The 16,883-nt window shown below is 62.9% G+C and carries 16 protein-coding genes; all 16 read right to left on the bottom strand.

The genetic code is table 11. The annotated features are described in order from the left end of the window. Positions 1-2: 2 nt before the first annotated feature. On the bottom strand, positions 3-818 hold the full coding sequence (locus WCY31_RS00270) for a substrate-binding domain-containing protein (protein ID WP_345972735.1): 816 nt from the start codon (positions 816-818) through the stop codon (positions 3-5). Further along, positions 818-2,788, bottom strand: coding sequence for a TonB-dependent receptor (locus WCY31_RS00275; RefSeq protein ID WP_345972736.1), 1,971 nt, complete (start codon positions 2,786-2,788; stop codon positions 818-820). The genes WCY31_RS00270 and WCY31_RS00275 overlap by 1 nt, the downstream gene beginning before the upstream one ends. Next, a complete protein-coding gene (locus WCY31_RS00280) occupies positions 2,785-3,810 on the bottom strand; it encodes an LLM class flavin-dependent oxidoreductase (RefSeq protein ID WP_345972737.1) in 1,026 nt (341 codons plus the stop codon). Before WCY31_RS00280 ends, WCY31_RS00275 begins: the two co-directional genes overlap by 4 nt. A gap of 10 nt (positions 3,811-3,820) precedes the next feature. Continuing rightward, positions 3,821-4,462 (bottom strand): class I SAM-dependent methyltransferase, encoded by a 642-nt coding sequence (locus WCY31_RS00285; RefSeq protein ID WP_345972738.1) that lies wholly within the window; start codon positions 4,460-4,462, stop codon positions 3,821-3,823. Positions 4,463-4,509: 47 nt separating this feature from the next. Beyond that, complete coding sequence (locus tag WCY31_RS00290) at positions 4,510-5,229, bottom strand: energy transducer TonB (RefSeq protein ID WP_345972739.1); 720 nt, start codon at positions 5,227-5,229, stop codon at positions 4,510-4,512. Further along, positions 5,226-5,645 carry a biopolymer transporter ExbD gene (locus WCY31_RS00295; RefSeq protein ID WP_345972740.1) on the bottom strand — a complete coding sequence of 140 codons (420 nt, stop codon included), beginning with the start codon at positions 5,643-5,645 and terminating at the stop codon, positions 5,226-5,228. The genes WCY31_RS00290 and WCY31_RS00295 overlap by 4 nt, the downstream gene beginning before the upstream one ends. Beyond that, the gene (locus WCY31_RS00300) at positions 5,642-6,079 is read right to left on the bottom strand and encodes a MotA/TolQ/ExbB proton channel family protein (RefSeq protein ID WP_345972741.1); all 438 of its coding nucleotides are present in this window, start codon (positions 6,077-6,079) and stop codon (positions 5,642-5,644) included. The genes WCY31_RS00295 and WCY31_RS00300 overlap by 4 nt, the downstream gene beginning before the upstream one ends. Next, positions 6,069-7,079, bottom strand: a complete 1,011-nt coding sequence (locus WCY31_RS00305) for an ABC transporter substrate-binding protein (protein ID WP_345972742.1) — start codon at positions 7,077-7,079, stop codon at positions 6,069-6,071. Before WCY31_RS00305 ends, WCY31_RS00300 begins: the two co-directional genes overlap by 11 nt. Continuing rightward, entirely contained in the window at positions 7,063-8,103 is a 1,041-nt protein-coding gene (locus tag WCY31_RS00310; protein ID WP_345972743.1) for an ABC transporter substrate-binding protein, read from the bottom strand. The genes WCY31_RS00305 and WCY31_RS00310 overlap by 17 nt, the downstream gene beginning before the upstream one ends. A gap of 8 nt (positions 8,104-8,111) precedes the next feature. After that, complete coding sequence (locus WCY31_RS00315; protein WP_345972744.1) at positions 8,112-10,157, bottom strand: TonB-dependent receptor plug domain-containing protein; 2,046 nt, start codon at positions 10,155-10,157, stop codon at positions 8,112-8,114. An 8-nt stretch (positions 10,158-10,165) separates the two neighbouring features. Then, positions 10,166-10,966: an ABC transporter ATP-binding protein gene (locus WCY31_RS00320; RefSeq protein ID WP_345972745.1), complete on the bottom strand. Its 801-nt coding sequence runs from the start codon at positions 10,964-10,966 to the stop codon at positions 10,166-10,168. Further along, positions 10,957-11,982: a FecCD family ABC transporter permease gene (locus WCY31_RS00325; protein WP_231019598.1), complete on the bottom strand. Its 1,026-nt coding sequence runs from the start codon at positions 11,980-11,982 to the stop codon at positions 10,957-10,959. The genes WCY31_RS00320 and WCY31_RS00325 overlap by 10 nt, the downstream gene beginning before the upstream one ends. Then, the gene (locus WCY31_RS00330; RefSeq protein ID WP_345972746.1) at positions 11,979-14,216 is read right to left on the bottom strand and encodes a TonB-dependent receptor; all 2,238 of its coding nucleotides are present in this window, start codon (positions 14,214-14,216) and stop codon (positions 11,979-11,981) included. The genes WCY31_RS00325 and WCY31_RS00330 overlap by 4 nt, the downstream gene beginning before the upstream one ends. Before the next feature lie 131 nt (positions 14,217-14,347). Continuing rightward, positions 14,348-15,346, bottom strand: a complete 999-nt coding sequence (locus WCY31_RS00335; protein WP_345972747.1) for an ABC transporter substrate-binding protein — start codon at positions 15,344-15,346, stop codon at positions 14,348-14,350. A gap of 9 nt (positions 15,347-15,355) precedes the next feature. Then, the gene (locus WCY31_RS00340; protein WP_345970242.1) at positions 15,356-16,156 is read right to left on the bottom strand and encodes an energy transducer TonB; all 801 of its coding nucleotides are present in this window, start codon (positions 16,154-16,156) and stop codon (positions 15,356-15,358) included. A gap of 3 nt (positions 16,157-16,159) precedes the next feature. Next, positions 16,160-16,732: a globin gene (locus tag WCY31_RS00345; protein WP_345970243.1), complete on the bottom strand. Its 573-nt coding sequence runs from the start codon at positions 16,730-16,732 to the stop codon at positions 16,160-16,162. Between the last annotated feature and the right edge of the window lie 151 nt (positions 16,733-16,883).

Below are 16,883 nucleotides of genomic sequence, written 5' to 3' on the forward strand. Positions count from 1 at the left end.
GGTTAACTCCTTGGTTGGGGGGTGATGGGGTAAAAAACCGGGTAGCCCGGGTGGCCGTCGATGCGGAAATCCTTCACGATGTCCTGCGCCTGCGGCGACGTCAGAAAACGCAGCAGGGCCTTGGCACGGGCGTGACGGGCGGCGCCAAGCTGCCCTTCGCTGCCGATGGCCGCCAGGTAGGGGCGCATAAGGGCGGGGTCGTCAAAATAGAAGCCCAGGATCTGCGGGTGGTGCTGTTTTTGCATCAAAAAGGGGATGACGCCGTAAAGCGTATACCCCTTCATCTCCGCCGTTTCACGGAGGAAGCCGCGTTTGGCGGGGGTAAAACGGAGCTGCCCCGGCGGCATGCGCCACCCCTGTTTCGTGCGCAGCGCGTTGAACACTTCGAAGGTGCCGCCGCTCGCATGGAGGAGGAAGGGGGCCTCCGAGGCACCGAGCTTCGCCAGCGCCTCTTGCAGGTTCCTGGCACCGGTGAGCCCGGCGGGGTCGCTGCGGTGGCCCAGGAGCATCTGCGCGTTGCGCGTCCAGGGGGTGAGCCGCTCGAAGAGGCCGTCCGCGGCGAGGTCGGTGATGGTGTCGCTGGCGTGCATCGTCACCAGGTCGACGGCGTGTTCCCTGCAATAGGCATCAAGCTCCGATTTTGGGCCGCTGACGACGACGTTGACAGGGATGCCATGGGCGGCCTCAAAGGCGGCGGCGACCTGTTGCCACATGCCGCTCATGGTCATCCCGCCGATAACGGCGACGCGCAGCGGTGGCGCCGGTTCCGCGTGAAGGAGTCCCGCCGAAAGCAGCAGCATAATGAAGAGGCGGCGCATCAGAAGCTGTACGTGAGTCTGCCGTAGAACTCCCGCCCCGGTTCCGGATAGCCGTCATCGTAATAGTTGAGCTTGTCCGCCATGTTTTTGACCCCCAGCGTGAGGGCGAGGGAGGCGACCGGCAGGTAGGTCACTTTCGCGTCGATCGTCTGTACGTCGCCCAGTTTCTCATAGCTGCTGTCGGCCAGCTGCCCGTAGGCGCCGCTCTGGCCGTGGAGGGTGACGAGGCCGCTCAGGTTCGGGGCGAAAAAGACGCGGGTGAAGACATTGTATTCGCGCGTCGGCACGCCGATGGGCTTGTCGGAAGAGGCGCTGCCGATTTTCAGGAAGGTGGCATTCGCCCCCGCTTCGTAAGTGTCCGCGATATAGGAGAGGGCGAGCTCGGCCCCCGAACGGTAGAAGGTGCCGATGTTCTGGTTCTGCGTGCGGTCGACGCCGTCAAAGGTGTCGTAGTAGACGGCCTGGATGTAATCCTCCGTCACCAGGTAGAAACCGGCCGCCTCCGCGATCCACGCATCGTTGAAGACGCCCTTGTAGGCGAGTTCGCTGTGGGTCGTCATCTCCGGTTTCAGTTCGCCGTTGGGCACACCGTAGCCGAGCTTATAGGAGTAGCGCTCTTTCATCGAGGGGAAATAGGTCTTCCGGGCGGCGCTGAGACGGAGGGTCTGCTTGGGGGCGAGCTCCGCGATGAAGGCCGCCTGCGGGTTCCAGGCCGATTCGCCTTTTTTGTCGTCGATCGTCGGGTCGCTGATGTGGTCGGAGGATTTGACGTCGTAGCCGACACCCGCGACCAGGGTGAAGCGCTCCGCAAAGCGGTAGCTGTCCTCCAGGCCGAAGGAGAGGGTCGTATCTTCGAACTCCTCCCCGAGGGTGCTGACATTGGTGGTTTTGTCGATGTCGTACCCTTTATGGTGGTCATGCTTGTAGTTCGAGGAGAGTGTGAGCCGGTTACCGGCTGCATCGACGGTGTACTCCGCCCGGAGGCCGTAGGTCGACTCCTTGTAGTTCGATTTCCAGGCGAACTTTTTGTTCATCGTCGTCAGGTTGATGTCGTCGTAGGAGTAGAGCTTGCTTTCGTACTCCGTGTAGTAGGCCGTCGCTTTGAAGAGTCCGCCGAACAGGGTGTGCTTCCCGACGGCATAGAGGCTCTGCATATCCCATTTCGGCCAGTCCCAGTACTTTTCGCGGCCGTAGACGGGGTCGGTGACAGTCGGCTGCTGCTTGGTCGCGTGCTGGTACATGTAGCCCAGGGCGATTTCGCCGTTTTCCAGCAGGTAGCCGTATTTGGCGCTGACCTGGCGGTCGTCCGAGGCGGAGTTCAGGCGGTCGCCCTCGGGCTGGACCGGGGTCGCGTCGTAGCTTTCGGGCAGACGGGTGTGGTTGCGCTGTTTGCCCGTCGCGGAGAGCTGCAGGTAGTAGTGCGGTTCGCGGATGCCGATGTTCCCGCCGAACATGGTGCCCGCCTGGTCGCCGCTGCTGTCGAGCGTCCCCTGGGCGAAGACGCTGCCCTCGAAGGGGCGGCTCGGCTTTTTGGAGACGATATTGACGACCCCGCCCATCGTGTTGGCACCGAAGGCCGTGGAGGAGAAGCCTTTGTAGACGTCGATCGCGCCAATGTTGGTTGTGAGGTAGCGGGTGTAGTCCATATTGCCGTCGTAGGGGACGTAGATGGGGACGCCGTCGTAAAAGACGCCGATGCGGCGCGAATCGAAGCCGCGGATCTTGATGTCCGTTTCGGCCCGGCCGCCCCGGGCGTAGAATGCCACCCCCGTCATACGGGTGAGGGCTTCGGAGACCGTGGTGTCGTCATAGGTGTCGATCTGTTCGGCATCCACCCGGTCGTTAAAGATCTCCGAGAGCAGCGGGTCGGCGGTGACGGAGACCTGGCCGAGCTCGAAGCTCTCCGCACAGAGAAGGGCAGGCGCGAACAGCGCCGCAAGCCATAGGGAAAGACGTGGGTTTTTTGTCATAAAGATACTCCTGGGTTGAAATAGGGTCTGATCTCGGCATTGAAGCGTTCGAGCATGGCGATATCGGTGTCGGCATCCCGTCCCGCGGGTTTCAGGGCGAGATGGAGGTTGGGCAGTTCGCCGGCCAGGGCATCGATCCGGGCGATGCAGGTTTCGGGGCTGCCGAGAATGGCATTGTCAAAGAAGGCCTGTCCGTCGAAAAAGGCGCTCCGTTCGCGCAGCAGCGCTTCATAGTTTTCGGCGTCGAAACCGGGCTGGGGCTGCTCCCGCTGGGCGGCGCGCATGCATTTGACGAAGTGGTCGATGGCCGGTAGAGCGGCGCGCTGCGCCTCGGCGTCGCTGTCCGCGACGGCAAAGACGCGCATGACGATCATCTCCGGGTCGTGCCCGGCGATCATACGGTAGAAGTCCTGCGCCTCGACGCAGTCGCGCAGCGTCGCCCCCTGCGACATCATCAGGCCGTAGCCGTGCGTCGCGGCAAAGTGGATCGTCGCCTCGGACGCGAAGGTCGCCACGTAAAAGGGGAGCTGTTGCTGGAGGGGTCTCGGCGTCACCGTGCTGTTGTGAATCTGGAGGAAGTCGCCGTTGAAATCAACCCCCCTGCGCTGCAGGAGGAGGTCGACCGCTTCGACCGTCTCGAACATAATGCTGCGCAGCTCCTCTTTGTGCTGCAGGAAGTGGCGGGTGTCCGGGGCGAATCCCCCCTTGGCAAACCCGGCGTTGATGCGGCCGTCGCTCAGGTTGTCGAGCACGGCGATGCTTTCGGCCAGCCGGACGGGGTGGTAGAAGGGTGCCAGGAAGCCCGCGGTGCCGAGGCGGATGCGCTTCGTGCGCGCCGCGGCGTAGGCGAGCATCAGCGCCGGATCGGGAATGACGCTGAAGGCGTTGAAATGGTGTTCGCCGAACCACGCCTCGTCAAACCCGAGCCGCTCCGCCGCCTCGACGAGACGAAGCTGTTCATGCAGGCTCTGCGCCGTGTCGCCGCTGTAGTCTTCGGCGAGGCAAAATAAACCGATGTGCATCAGATCCCCTCTACTTGCAGATATGGGCCCAAAAGCCGCTCTCGTCGTTGATGATCTCGAAGGACGCGGGCTGCAGCCGTTCGAGGATCTGCGGCAGCGCATCGCGCATGGCCTTCGAGCGGTGTTTGAAACGCTCTTCCCAGTTCGGTTCGCGCTCGAGCATCGTGCTGACGATCTGTTCGCGCAGTTCCGCGCTGCCGAATCCGCCGCCCACGTAGGCCCGGCCGCCGCGGCGCAGCACGCGGAGAATTTCGCTGTAGGCCCGTTTCTGGTCGTCCCAGAAGGGCGAGGAGCCCCGGCTGATGACCAGATCGACGCTTTCCGAGGGGAGCGGGATGTCGTGGATGTCGCCCTGGAGGAAACGGCTGCGCGCCGTAATGGCCTCCGCGTCGGCGTAGCCGCGGGCAAATTCGAGCATCTTCTCGCTCTGGTCGAAGAAGGTGATTTCACATCCGCTCAGCCGCGCCATGGCCCGTCCCAGCGCGCCCGTGCCGCAGCCGGCATCGAGACAGACGCCCCGGGTCGTCTGCGTCTGTTCAATGATCTGCGACGCGATGACCGGGTAGATGGGGGCGAAGACCTCCCTGACGATGGCATCAAAGCCGGAAGGGTCGCCGGCGCCCTTGTGTTTTTTGGAATGGGTAGCATTCATGGTTTTTTCCTTTATGTCAATATAGATATAACGATCTGCGATCGCGATCAGCCCCCGTGCCGGAGGTTGAAGGTGACCGGAAGGACGATGGTCAGCGCCTTTCCTTCCGGCGGCGCCTCGAAAGGTGCGGCGTTTCGGATCGTCGCCAGTGCCTGTTCGTCCAGGGTGCGGTGGCCGCTGGAACGTTGCAGCGCCAGGGCGTTGATGCTGCCGTCGCCGCGGATAATGAACCGCAGCCGCGATTCGCCTTCAAGCCGCAGCCGCCTGGCCGTCATGGGATAGCACAGACAGGCCTGGACCTTCTGGCGCACCCTTCCCAGATAGCTCTCGGCCGCCTGCTGACGCTGTGCGGACGCCGAAGGGGGCGCGGGTGCGGTGACCGGTGTTTCGGGCGCTGCCGCCGGGGTGCTCTTCGGCGTTTCGGGTGGAGCCGGCAGCGGATTTTCGGCCGTTTCCCGAAGGGGTTCAGGCGCCGGTGTGCTCAGCGGTTTCGGTGCCGGCTTCGGCGTCGGTTTGGACACCGGTTTCGGTTTGGGGGACACTTTCGGCGGCAGCGGCTTTTTTATTGGCGGTGCCGGGGGCTTCGGTGCCGGGGCGACGGGTTTGGGGGCCTCGGGCCGGGGGGTACTGATATCGACCACGGCGATCTTCACGGTTTCGCGGCCGGCGGGTTTGGGGGGATCGGTCTGTATCAGCGCCCCCGCGATCGCCGCGTGAATCGTGGTGGTCACGGTCAATGCCGTGACGAAACGGTACTGCGCTCTCATCGGGTCTGCTCCTGCTGGGTTTGGATGGCGAATTTGCTCACCTCGGCACTTTTGCACCAGTCGATCGCCTTGACGACGAACGCGAAGGGGGTCTGTGCATCGCTGCGCACGATGACCCCCACGGCACGCTGGGTGGCGTTGAGCTCCTGCAGCCGCGTGCGCAGCTGCGTTTCGCTCACCTCCGCATCGTTGAGGTGGTAGCGGCCGTTCTCTTCGATTGTGATCACCGTCGGCTTTTTGGGCTCTTTCTGCCCCGCCTGCGCCGAACTTTTGGGAAGGGTGACCGGGATCTTCCCCTGGGCGACGAAGGTCGCCGTCGCCATGAAGATGATCAGGATGACGAGCACGATGTCCACGAAGGGGGTCATGTTGATCTCGCTGATCTCCTGATTTTCCTCCATCGCCGACGCGCTCATGCCCCCGACTCCCGTTTGAGCAGGACCGTTTTGATGCGGCGCACGAAGTAGTTGTAGGCCATGACGCTGGGAATCGCCACAAAGAGCCCCGTTGCCGTCGCGACAAGCGCCTCGGAGATCCCGCCCATCACGGCGTTGACCCCGAAGGAGGCATCCGCGCCCAGGGTGTGAAAGGCGTTGATGACCCCGAGCACCGTGCCGAAAAGGCCGATGAATGGGGCGTTGTTGCCGAAGGTGGCCAGAATGCCCAGCCGCTTTTCAAGTTTGAGGCGCAGCTGCGCCTCGGGGTAGGCGGAGGCGTCGGCTTCAAGGGTGCGGAAGGCGAGGAGCCGCTCGGCGATGACGAAGAGCGAGACGCTGCTCATCGCGAGCAGCACCCACAGCACGGGGTCGATCCCGATCACGGCGATGCCGAGCAGTTTGTTAGTAAGCATGGTCTGTCTCCTTGTAGTGGGGGAAGAAGATCGCCTCGAAGCGGGCCTGTTCATCCTCCTTGAGCAGCCCCGGGTAGAACTGCTGCATCAGCCAGCGAATGCCCATCAGCCGCATGAAGGAAGGGGGGCGGGTGATGTAGTTGTAGGGGTGCGCCGGCACCAGGAGCAGCCGCCCCGTTTTGACCGCCCGGAGGCTGCGCCAGAGGGGGTCCGTTTGGGCATGGGCGACGAACTGCGGCTCCATCGCCACGATGACGTCGGGGTCGGCGCGCATGATGCTCTCCATGCTCACCTTCTCCATGCCGAAGTTGGAGCTCATCGTGCATACGAGGGCGTTCTGCGCGCCGGCGAAATCGAAGGGGCGTATGTGGAACGACCCCGGGCACTCCGTCGAGAGACCGTCGAGGCCTTCGGCGAAGTAGTAGCGCACTTTTTTCGCGGCGGAGAGCTGTGTGCGGTACTGCTCCAGCAGCCCCAGGCTCTCTTTGGTGTAGCGTATGAGCGTCTGCGCGCGTGTCGTGTCGCCCGAGAGCGCCCCGAAGAGCCGGAACTGCCCGATGAGGTCGCTCAGGGTATTGTTGCGGACCATCAGGACGGGGATGCCGAGCTTTTCAAGCTTTGCGAGGATGCGGTCGGCACCGGTCATATCCCCCCACATGAGGATGACGTCGGGTTTGACCTGCAGCAGCAGCTCCATGTTGGGCGTCTGTCCCTGCCCGAAGAAGCCGCCCACGACCGGCCGCTGGGCAGCCGCCCCGGCATAGGGCTTCTGCGCGTCGGTGAAGGGGAAGTTGAGGGCGGCGACGAGCCGGGGGTCGAAGGCCAGCAGGCTCATGGTGAGGGGCGGATGCGTCGAGTAGATGGCGCGCACCGTCTCCGGCACCTCCACCGAGCGGTTGAAATCGTCCGTGACCACCCGGCCCCAGAGGGAGATGCAGGCTGCCAGCATCAGGAGCGTCAGTCGGCTGAGAAGGGCGGAAGGGTTAGAGACGGTTTTCATGGAGCGCTCCGTTGAGAATGGTCGTCAGCTGATCGTGTGTCAGGGAGACGTTGAGGAAGAGGCGGTAAAAGGCGCGGGTCGTCTCGCGGACGTCTTCGCCGTACTGTCCCGGGTAGAGGGTCGCCATCACCCACTGCAGGCCGAGCAGCCGCATGAACGAGGGGGGACGGTCGAACCAGTTGAAGGGGAGACGGGGGATGAGGTAGACCTGCCCTTTCTGCACCGCGCGGAGGTGCTGCCACGAGGGATGGGTACCGATGCGCTCAAAAAAGGTCTGCTCCTGCACGAGGATGACGTCGGGGTCATATTGCAGCAGGGTCTCCATGGAGAGTTTCTCCAGCCCCTTGTGGTTGGAGGTGTGGCAGCGGTGGACATTGACGTCGCCGGCGAGCTTGAGCAGCTGCACGTGGATGGCATCGTCACATTCGGTGGAGAGGCCGTCCAGGCCCTCCGCGTAGTACACGCGCGGGCGTTGCGATTGGGGGATGTCAGCCAGGGTCTGCTCGGCCCGTGCGAAAACGTTCTCGCTGTAGCGCGCCAGGGCTTCGCCCCGTTCGGGGAGGCCGAGGGCATGGCCCAGGAAACGGAAGATGGCCGCATAGTCGGTCAACGCTTCGTCCTTGGCGTAGACGGCGGGCGTGTTGAGGATGCGCAGGCGCTCGGCCTCCTTCTGCGTAAACGCGTCGCGGTGCGACCACATAAGCAGCAGGTCGGGCTGCTGCGCGAGCAGGATCTCCAGGTTTGCGGACTGGCCCGGGCCGAAGACCCGACCGAGGACGGGGAGGGTCCGCATCCGTGGGTCGAGGTAGGGGTAGGCGCGTTCGTCGATCGTGAAGATCCAGCCTGCCAGCAGCGCGGGGTCCATGGCATAGAGCGCATACGAACCGTACGGCGAGGGGGCATAGACCTTTTGGGGCGCGGCGGGCACGACGACGTTGCGCCCGAGCATATCGGTGATCTCCCGTCCGCCAAGCAGGGTGCCCAGCAGCAGTGACATCAGGAGTAGCGGCGTGGTGAAGCGCATGGTTCCTCCTAAAAAGCGAAGGCGATTTCGGCCCCGAGGGTCCGTCCGCGGTCGTAGTAGTAGCCGGTGACGTAGCGGGTCGCGTAGTGGTCGTCGGTCAGGTTGCGGCCGTAGAGCTTGGCGGTGGCGGTGGTGTTGCCGAAAACGAAGTCGCGGGCGATGTTGGCGTCGATGCGCGTATAGTCCCCCAGGTCCAGGCCGGTCATCGTGCCTTTCGGGCTGCGCGAGCTGGAGTAGCCGTCGACGCGTTTGGCCGAGATGTTGAAACGGTAGGCCTCGTAGCTGTGGCTCAGCAGGGCGCTGAAGGTGTTGCGCGGCATCGTGGCGCCGAGGCTCTCCGTGGTCACGCCTTCGGACGTCGTCGAATTCTCGATGATATGGGTCCATGCGAAGCGGTAGCTCGTCGTCTTGCCGATGCGCCCTTTGAGGAGAAATTCGACCCCTTTGCGGTGGGAATCCTGCTCGGTGTAGTAGTAGTACTCGTTGCCGTCGCTGTCGGTGTAGGTATTGCCCGTCGCGGTTTTTTCATTGTCGATAGCGACATCGAAATAGGTGAGCGCCGGGACGAAGGCGCGGGCGATGCCCGCCTCGAAACCGATCTCCCAGCGCTGCTGCCGTTCGCCGTGCAGCGTCGCGTTGTTTTCGGTCATCAGGTCGAAATCCCCGGAGGTCCCTTCATTGCCGTAGAAGTAGCGCGCGCTCAGGCGGTAGCCGTCGGCGACGCTGACAAGCATGCCCGCCGTAAAGACGTTGGCGGGGGGAAGGTCCGTATTTTTATTGGCATCCGGCGTCGCCAGTGCTTCGCTTTTGGCCGCCGTGGCGTGGTTGATGTGCTTGACGTCGTAGCGGTAGCCGGCGTCGAGGCAGAGCATCCCGTCGAATAGGGAGTGTTCGGCGGCGACGGAGTAGCCGTTCACCGTCGTGTTGTAGCTGTTGTAGGCCTTGGAGAGGTTGGGACCGAACCCTTTGCTCTGGGTCGACTGTCCGCCGAGATGCACGGTGGTGTCACCGAAGCGGGCGTTGTGCCGGAGGCTCAGGGTCTGGGTCTTCTCCTCGTAGTGACGCTGCGACGCCACGGCGCTGTTGAAATATTCGTTGTGCTCCTCCTGGTCGTACGCGATCGTCGCCGCGGAGAAGAGCGTGATCTGGTTCTCGTTCCAGAGGACATTGCCGTCCAGGGAGAAGATGCGGGTCTGGACAGGGTCATAGTACCATTTCGCGCTGTCGGTCGTGCCGTCGACGGTGACGCCGCGCTGCATCTCGAAGCGGCCGCTATCGATGTAGCCCATCATATTCAGGGAAAGTTTCCCGAGGGTGAGGCCGCCGTTGACCATTCCCGACACGGCCCTGCTGCCGTCGAACCACGAATCTTTGCTCGGGCGGTCGTGGCGGGAGGCCATCATCCCGACATAGCTGTTGTAGGGAGCGCCCTCGTCCAGCCGTGTTCCGACATAGATGTCCTGCCCGTTCGCCGCGGGCTGCGCGACGGCCTGTTCGTAGTAGGCGTGGAGCAGCCCTTCGGTGGTTTTCGGCCGTTTGGTGCGGATGACGATAAACCCGATATTGAGGCCCGAGCCGCTGTTCGAGGCGCCGATGCCGATGGACGGCGCCAGGGAGAGGGCCGTCGACGAGCGGACGATCTCGATCGATTCGATCGCGTTGACGGGGAGCTGCTGCAGCATCCGGTCACTGCTGGAGGGGAGAATGGCCCCGTCGACGATGTAGGTGATGCTGCCGCCGCCGCGCATGTTGACAAAGAAGGGGTGGCGGCGTCCCTGGTAGGTGAGGTCCAGTCCCGTCGCCATGTTCAGGAGTTCGAGGACGTTCTTGGCCTTGTAGGCTTCGATCTCCTTCTCATCCATCACCTCCGTGCCGAAGGCGGCGGATTTGGCGACGCGGTAGGGGTTGGTCGGACTGTCGATCTGCGTATCGTCGCGTTCGGCGGATTGGGAATAGGCCGATTCGGTCGCGGTGACGGGGGCCAGATAGGTATCGTCGGCCGTGGCGGCGTGCTGCAGGAGGAGAAGTCCTGTGATGGCAAGGTTTTTTTTCATGGTTTTCCTTATGAACATGGGGTGTGGGATGGGGGATTGAAATGGGGGACGCACCAGCCCCGTTCGCGGTGGCGGATCACCTCCGCATCGACGTCGTAGACATGGCGCAGCATCCGGGGGGTGATGACCGCATCGGGATCGCCGTCGGCGATGATTTTGCCCCCGTGCATGACGACGACCCGGGTGGAGACCAGCAGCGCATGGTCGGGATAGTGCGTCGTCTTTAAAAAGGTGTAGCCCTCTGCCGCCAGCTCCGCGATCATCCGCAGCAGGCGCATCTGGTTGCCGTAATCAAGCCCGTTGACCGGTTCGTCCATGATAAAGGTACGCACCTCCTGGGCGATGGCGCGCGCCAGCAGCACCATCTGTTTCTGGCCGCCGCTGAGCTGCCCGAAGGGGCGCGAAGCGAGGTCGGCGATGCCGACGCGCTCCAGCGCGGCGCGGGCGATGTCGCGGTCGCGCCTGGAGGGGTGGGCGAAAAAGCCCAGCTTCGACACCCGCCCCATCACGACCATCTCCTCCACGCTGTAGCCGAAGGGGACGTTGTGGTACTGCGGGATGTAGGCGACATGCGTCGCGATGTCGCGGTGGTTGTAGTTGTAGAGCGGTTCCCCGTGCAGGCGGATGTCGCCCCTGCCTTCGAGCAGCCGCAGCATAAGGCGGATGAGGGTACTCTTGCCGCAGCCGTTGGGCCCCAGCAGGCTCACGACCTCTCCGGGGTAGAGGGCGAGGTCGACGCCCTCCAAAACGGAATGTTTCGGATAGGCAAAAGAGAGATTTTTAACAGTATAGACAGGTTTCAGTTCCATGCGGCCCTCGCGTTTTTAAGTACGATGATGAAGACGGGGATGCCGATGAGCGAGGTGAGGATCCCGATGGGGATCTCGACGTTCATCGCCAGGCGGGAGACGGAATCGGCCAGGAGCATGAAGGCCCCTCCGACCAGGGCGCTCAGCGGCAGCAGCAGCGTATGCGACGGCCCCGCGGCCATGCGGACGATATGCGGGATGATGAGTCCCACCCAGCCGATGATGCCCGCCATCACCACGGAGAGCGACGAGGCGAGCGTCGCCAGGATAATGGCGGTGAGGCGGATGCGTTTGACGTCGATGCCAAGCGCGCGCGCCTCCTCGTCGCCGAGGCTCAGCAGATCGAAATACTTGCCCATCACCAGCAGCGCCGCGATGGAGAGCCCCATCGGCACGGCGGCGAGCAGCACCTCGTCGAGTTCGGCCATGCTGAGCGAGCCCATCAGCCAGTAGACGATGGCCGGCAGCGTGCTGTAGGGGTCGGCGACGTATTTGACGACGGAGAGCAGCGCCGTGAAGAGCGAACCGCTGATGACCCCGCCGAGCACGAGCATGACGGTCGAGCGCGAACTGGTCACCATGGAGCCCACCATCACGGCGAAGGCGACGGCGACGAAGCCGAAGGCGAAGGCCAGGGCCTGCACGATCCACCACTGTTCGCTCAGCAGCATCCCCAGCGCCGCGCCGAAGGAGGCACCGGCGAGGACGCCCAGGATCCCCGGCGAGACGAGGGGGTTGACGAACATCGCCTGGAAGGCGGCGCCCGACGTCGCGAGCGCGGCGCCGATCAGGATGGCCAGAAGGATGCGCGGCAGACGGATCTGGAACAGGATGTTCTCAAGCAGGGCGAACTCCTCCTGCACGGCGCCGCCGAAGAGTTTGTACTTGACAAAGGCGAGCAGCGTTTCGGGCGCGATCGGGTACTGGCCCCAGGAGAGGGCCAGCAGCGCCGAGAGCAGGAGCAGCAGGGTGCCCCCGCCCAGAAAGAGCCAGTAGGAAGAGGTGCGCCTGGTCAAAACGACAGACTCAGCGATCCGAAGACGGAGAGCGGCGCCCCCGTCTGGTAGGTGGAAGAGGTTCCCGTCGTCGCCAGGACGTTGTCCGCGGAGATGATGGTCGCCACGTACTTCTCGTCGGTCAGGTTCGTCCCGCTGAGGCGGAAGACGGCGCTTTTGCTCCCCAGGAAACCGTTGATGCGGTAGGCGACGTCAAGGTCGAAGAGGGTGTAGGCATCGACGGTCTGGCTGTTCTGCAGGTCGCCGTAGCGTTTGGAGGTGTAGCGCACGCTCGGCGTGATCATCCAGCCGCCGACGCTGTAGGAGAGGGCCGCCTTGGCCAGGACCTCCGGCGCGTCGGGGACCTGTTTACCCTCCGTGTCGATCGTCGTCGTCGGCGAGCTTTTGAAATCCTGCGTAAAGGCGTACTTGTTGTAGGAGAGCCCCGCGATGAACTCCAGCGATTCGCTGACCGGGCCCGAAGCGGAGAACTCCGCGCCGTAGCCCATCGCGTCGCCGACGTTGGCGGGGTAGTTGACGCCGTATTCGGGGTCGTAAACGTTGGCCTGCTTGTTCTTGACGAAGGAGACGAAGAGCACCGGGTTCAGCGCGACGCCGCCGACCATCGTCTTATAGCCCAGGTCGATGTTGTCGGAAGTCTCAAGCTCGAGCTTGTTCCACAGCTGCTGCAGGGTCACGTTCTTGGCGACGAAGTTGGCCCGGTTCTTGATGTAGGTCGGGAAGAGGTTGACGTCGAAGCCGTAGGTACGGGCGTAGGAGACGTAGAGCGTATTGAGCTCATCGAAGCGGTAGCCGGCATAGAGCGACGGGATCCACGTATGGAAGGTCTTCGCCTTGACGCTGGCCCACGGATCGAGGGTGCCCTGGGCGATCGCCGTGTCGTAGTTCTGGCTGGTGTTGGCATCGGTGCCGAAGGTGTAGCTTTTGAGGGACCCGATCTCGAAGCTCTGGTACTGGAGCCCGAGGTTGTAGTCAAAGCCGCCGAGGCTGCCGGAGAGCTCCGCGAAGGGGGCCTGGAGGGTGTGGTAGCCGGTGTCGGCGAGGGAGGCATACCCGTCAAAGACGAGGTCGCCGCCGACGGATTTGTACTTCAGGCGGTCCGTCGGCGGTCCCGGAGGCTGCTGCTTGTGGTACCAGTAGCCCAGCGTCGTCTTGAGGGCCTTGGAGAAGCGGTGGGTGTAGTCGGCGACGCCCCCGTAGAGGTCATGGTCGATCCGCCACTGGATGACCCGGTTTTTCGCAGGGTTCGCGTTGACACTGGAGTTCCAGTACTCCCCTTTGTCCGTTTTGTAGTAGGGTTTGATCGTCACCGTGTCGTCAGCGCTTGGGCGGAACTGTAGGGTCGCCAGGGCGGTTGTCGTATCGAAGTTCTGCTTGTTCCAGTCGTAGTAATCGACGTCGTTGTCCGCCGTCGGGCGGGCGGAGGCGAAATCTTTGTTCCAGTAGCTCTCCAGGTCCTGGGCCTCGGTGTAGGAGAGGGCGTAGTAGTTGTGGTGGTCATCTTTGTTGTAGATGACGTAGGCTTCCGCGCTGAACATCTCCGAGGGGGTATAGGCGATCCCCGCCATGGCGTTGAAGCGCTCAAGCTCTCCGTCGCCTTTGTACTTGTCGTATCCGAGGTGGGAGAACGATCCGAAGAGGCGGACGTCCCCCATCTCCCCGCTGTCGAAGCGTGCAAAGGAGCGGGTGAAACTGTCCGAACCGAACGCCTGCGAGAGCATGGCGTTCGTCTGACGCCGCGGCGCGTTGACGTTCATGTCGACCTTGCCGATCAGGCTGGAGAAACCAATGTTCTTCTCCGGCGACAGGTACCCTTTGAGCAGGTCGATGGAGGCGACGTTCTCCATGTCGAGCATCTGTTTTCCGCCGCCGGGGTTGCTGGAGATCGGCATGCCGTTGATCATGTAGACGCCCCCCGGGCCCGACTGGGATTTGCCGCGGATGCGGATGGGGTCGTGGTAGGAGGGTTCGTTGGAACCGGACGTATCGGCGGGGGTATAGTTGACCGAAGGGGAGTACTGGATGATCGTAAAGGGGTTCATGTTCGCCTGGGTCCCGAGGGTCGTGATGCTCTTCTTTTCGAAGCGCTGATCGGAACCGTTGGTGTCGCCCTGGTAGAGGGTGTCGTCCAGGGCGCTGTCGGAGACGACGATGTGCTCGATATTGACGGGGTCGGCCCAGAGGGCGGAGGCGGCCATGACGGCAACGAGGGGGTAGGTGTAAACGGGTTTCAAATGGATTCTCCTTGGTTTATTCACGGTCCCGGGCAGAGCCCGGATACCTGTACGGATGCTGTTTTCTTCGTTGCGCACTGAGAGACCGTGTTTCGTCGAACGCAGCTGTTTGTCGGTTGCTCGCGACCCGGTCAGGGCGCCAGCAGGTCGTCTATCTCTTGTGCGCTCAGGTCGACGCCGAGAAACAGTTTGTAAAAGGCGGCAACGCGCGCTTTCAGATCGACGTCGTACGCCTCGGGGTGGAAAAGCGAGGCGAGCCACTGGATGCCGATAACGCGCATGAACGACGGCGGACGGTCGACCCAGTTGAACGGCAGTGTTGGGACGAGGTAGATCCGTCCCGCTTTGACGGCGCGGAGCTGCTGCCACATCGGGTCCTCCACGAGGTCGCCGTAGACCATGGCGTGCTGGACGATGATCACCTCCGGATCGTAGGCCAGCAGGGTCTCGAAGTTGATCTTCTCCAGCCCGCGCAGGTTGCTCTGGCGGCATTTGTGGACGTTCTCGCCGCCGGCGAAGTTCATGGCGACGACGTGGAAGGAGGTGTCGCACTCGGTTGAGAGGCCGTCGAGCCCCTCGGCGTAGTAGTAGCGTGTCGGCTTGGTGCCGGCCAGGGAGGTGTTGATCTCGGCAATGACCGTGCGGGTATAGTCGGCCAGTTTCCGGCCGCGTTCGCCCGCGCCGATGGCGTCGCCGACGCGTTCCATGGCGTCGGGCATCGAGTCGATCTGCCGGAACGGTACGGTCATCGTCGGGACGCCCAGCTTCGTGATCTGGTCCGTCACGGTCTGCACGAGCATGTCGTCCTCCCAGATCAGTACAAGGTCCGGGCGGGCGGCGATGAGACTCTCGAGGTTGATGCGGCTGCCGCTGCCGTGGAACGAGCCGATGACGGGCAGCGCGAGAAAGCGCGCGTCGAGGTAGGCGGGATCGGCGCCGTTAAAGGGGTTCTTGGCCGCGAAGTTGAGGCCGATCATCTTGTCGGGGGCGAGGGCGTAGAGCAGGTAGTTCATCGGTGGCGATGAGCCGAAGACCTTTTGGACGGTCGCCTGATCTTCTTTCATATCGCTAAGCGCCTGGGGTACCGAGACGAGCACCGATATAAAGAGGGTAAGCAGAAGTCTGTTCATGGTGGGTTCCTAAGAGTGTGAAAGTGAGAAGGTAATCGGGATCGTCAGATGGGTCAGCGATTCAAGAGAGGGAAAATCGCCGCTGAGATCCCATAGCGTTTGCAACGCTTTACGGTCCAGAATCGTACTGCCGCTGCTGCGTAAGATTTCCGCAGCAGCGACCGTACCGTTGGAAGCAAGTTTGAACGAAAGCGTTACCACCCCCTCGAGCCGCAGCCTTCTTGCGGCGGCGGGGTAGGTGATGGCGGATTCGATCATGGCACGTATCTGTCCCAGCACCGTTGCGTCCGGCCCGATTGGGTCAGCTTTTTTGTTGTTGTGTGCAAGCGGTGTCGCGCTTGACGCATTGTCTGGTGTGTGAGGAGAAGTTTCCGCGTGTGAGGCCGGGGCCACGGGCGGGGACGGAAGAGAGGCAAACGCCTCAGATAAAGCCGCATCGTCGGGTGTCTTTATCTCAGGGGTTTTGGGGAGAGGAACGGGGGTGTTCTTTGGCGCGGCCTTGACGGTTTCATGTGCCGGCGCCGTTGCCGTCTTCACCGGCGGTTTGGGACGTACAGCCGGTGTGGCAGGGAGGGGCTTTGCTTCCGGCACGGCGGCCGCTGCTGCGGCACGCGGTGCATAGTCGGCCAGGGAGATTGCCACTGTCTGCCGCTCGGCCGTGAGGAGGGGCGTCGAGGGGTGCGGTGCGTAGAAGAACGCGCCCACCAGGGCGGCGTGCATCAGCAGGGACGCACCCATCGCCTGCAGGCGGTGATGGCGGTCATTTTCATGTATCATATTTGATATAACGCTTGGCGCAAAAGAGTGCATCGTCTACTCCGCCGCCTTGCGGCCCGCGAGGGGTTCATAGGGGTAGCGCGTGATGGGGGTGACCGTCGTGCGGCGGTTGATCATGCGGATGGAGAGGGCTTCGATCCACTCCCAGAACTCCCGGGCGTGTTCGGCGGGCATGGCGCGCTCCGCCATCGCTTTGCGGTACATCATCAGCCAGATGTCGCGGGCTTTCTCGTCAACGATGAGGTGCAGGTGGCGCATCCGCAGCGCAGGGTGGCCGTGGGCATCGCTGAAGGCCTTCGCTCCGCCGAGGGCCTCGACGAAGAAGTCGGCGGCCTTTTCGGTAGCGGCGGCAAAGGCGTCGTCATCATCGGGGAACATCTCGCCCAGCACGGTCTTGCGCAGCAGGCCGTGGTGGTATCGGACGAGGTCGCGGATGTTATCTTCACCCCAGGCGCGGTAGAGCGCGTCGGAGGGGAAGGTGACCTCGGGATAGACGAAGTCGATCTTCGGATCGACCGTGCGCGGGGCGGCACCGGCCCCTTCAAACGGCCGGGTCCCGCACTGGTTGAAGCCGTGGATCGCCGTCCCTTTTTCTGTAAAGACGTTCATGTTTCCCTCCATTATGTTTTAAATGATATAACGATGTTTCAACGTTTGATGCAGTTGGCGTTCTACAAAAAACGGAACATTTTGCGTTGTTTTTGGAATGATATAACGAAAATGTCTTGTTTTGTCTTAAACGGTACTGTTTTTGTCGGTC

The sequence above is a fragment of the Sulfurimonas sp. HSL3-1 genome, assembly GCF_039645995.1.
Lineage (GTDB): Bacteria > Campylobacterota > Campylobacteria > Campylobacterales > Sulfurimonadaceae > Thiomicrolovo > Thiomicrolovo diazotrophicus.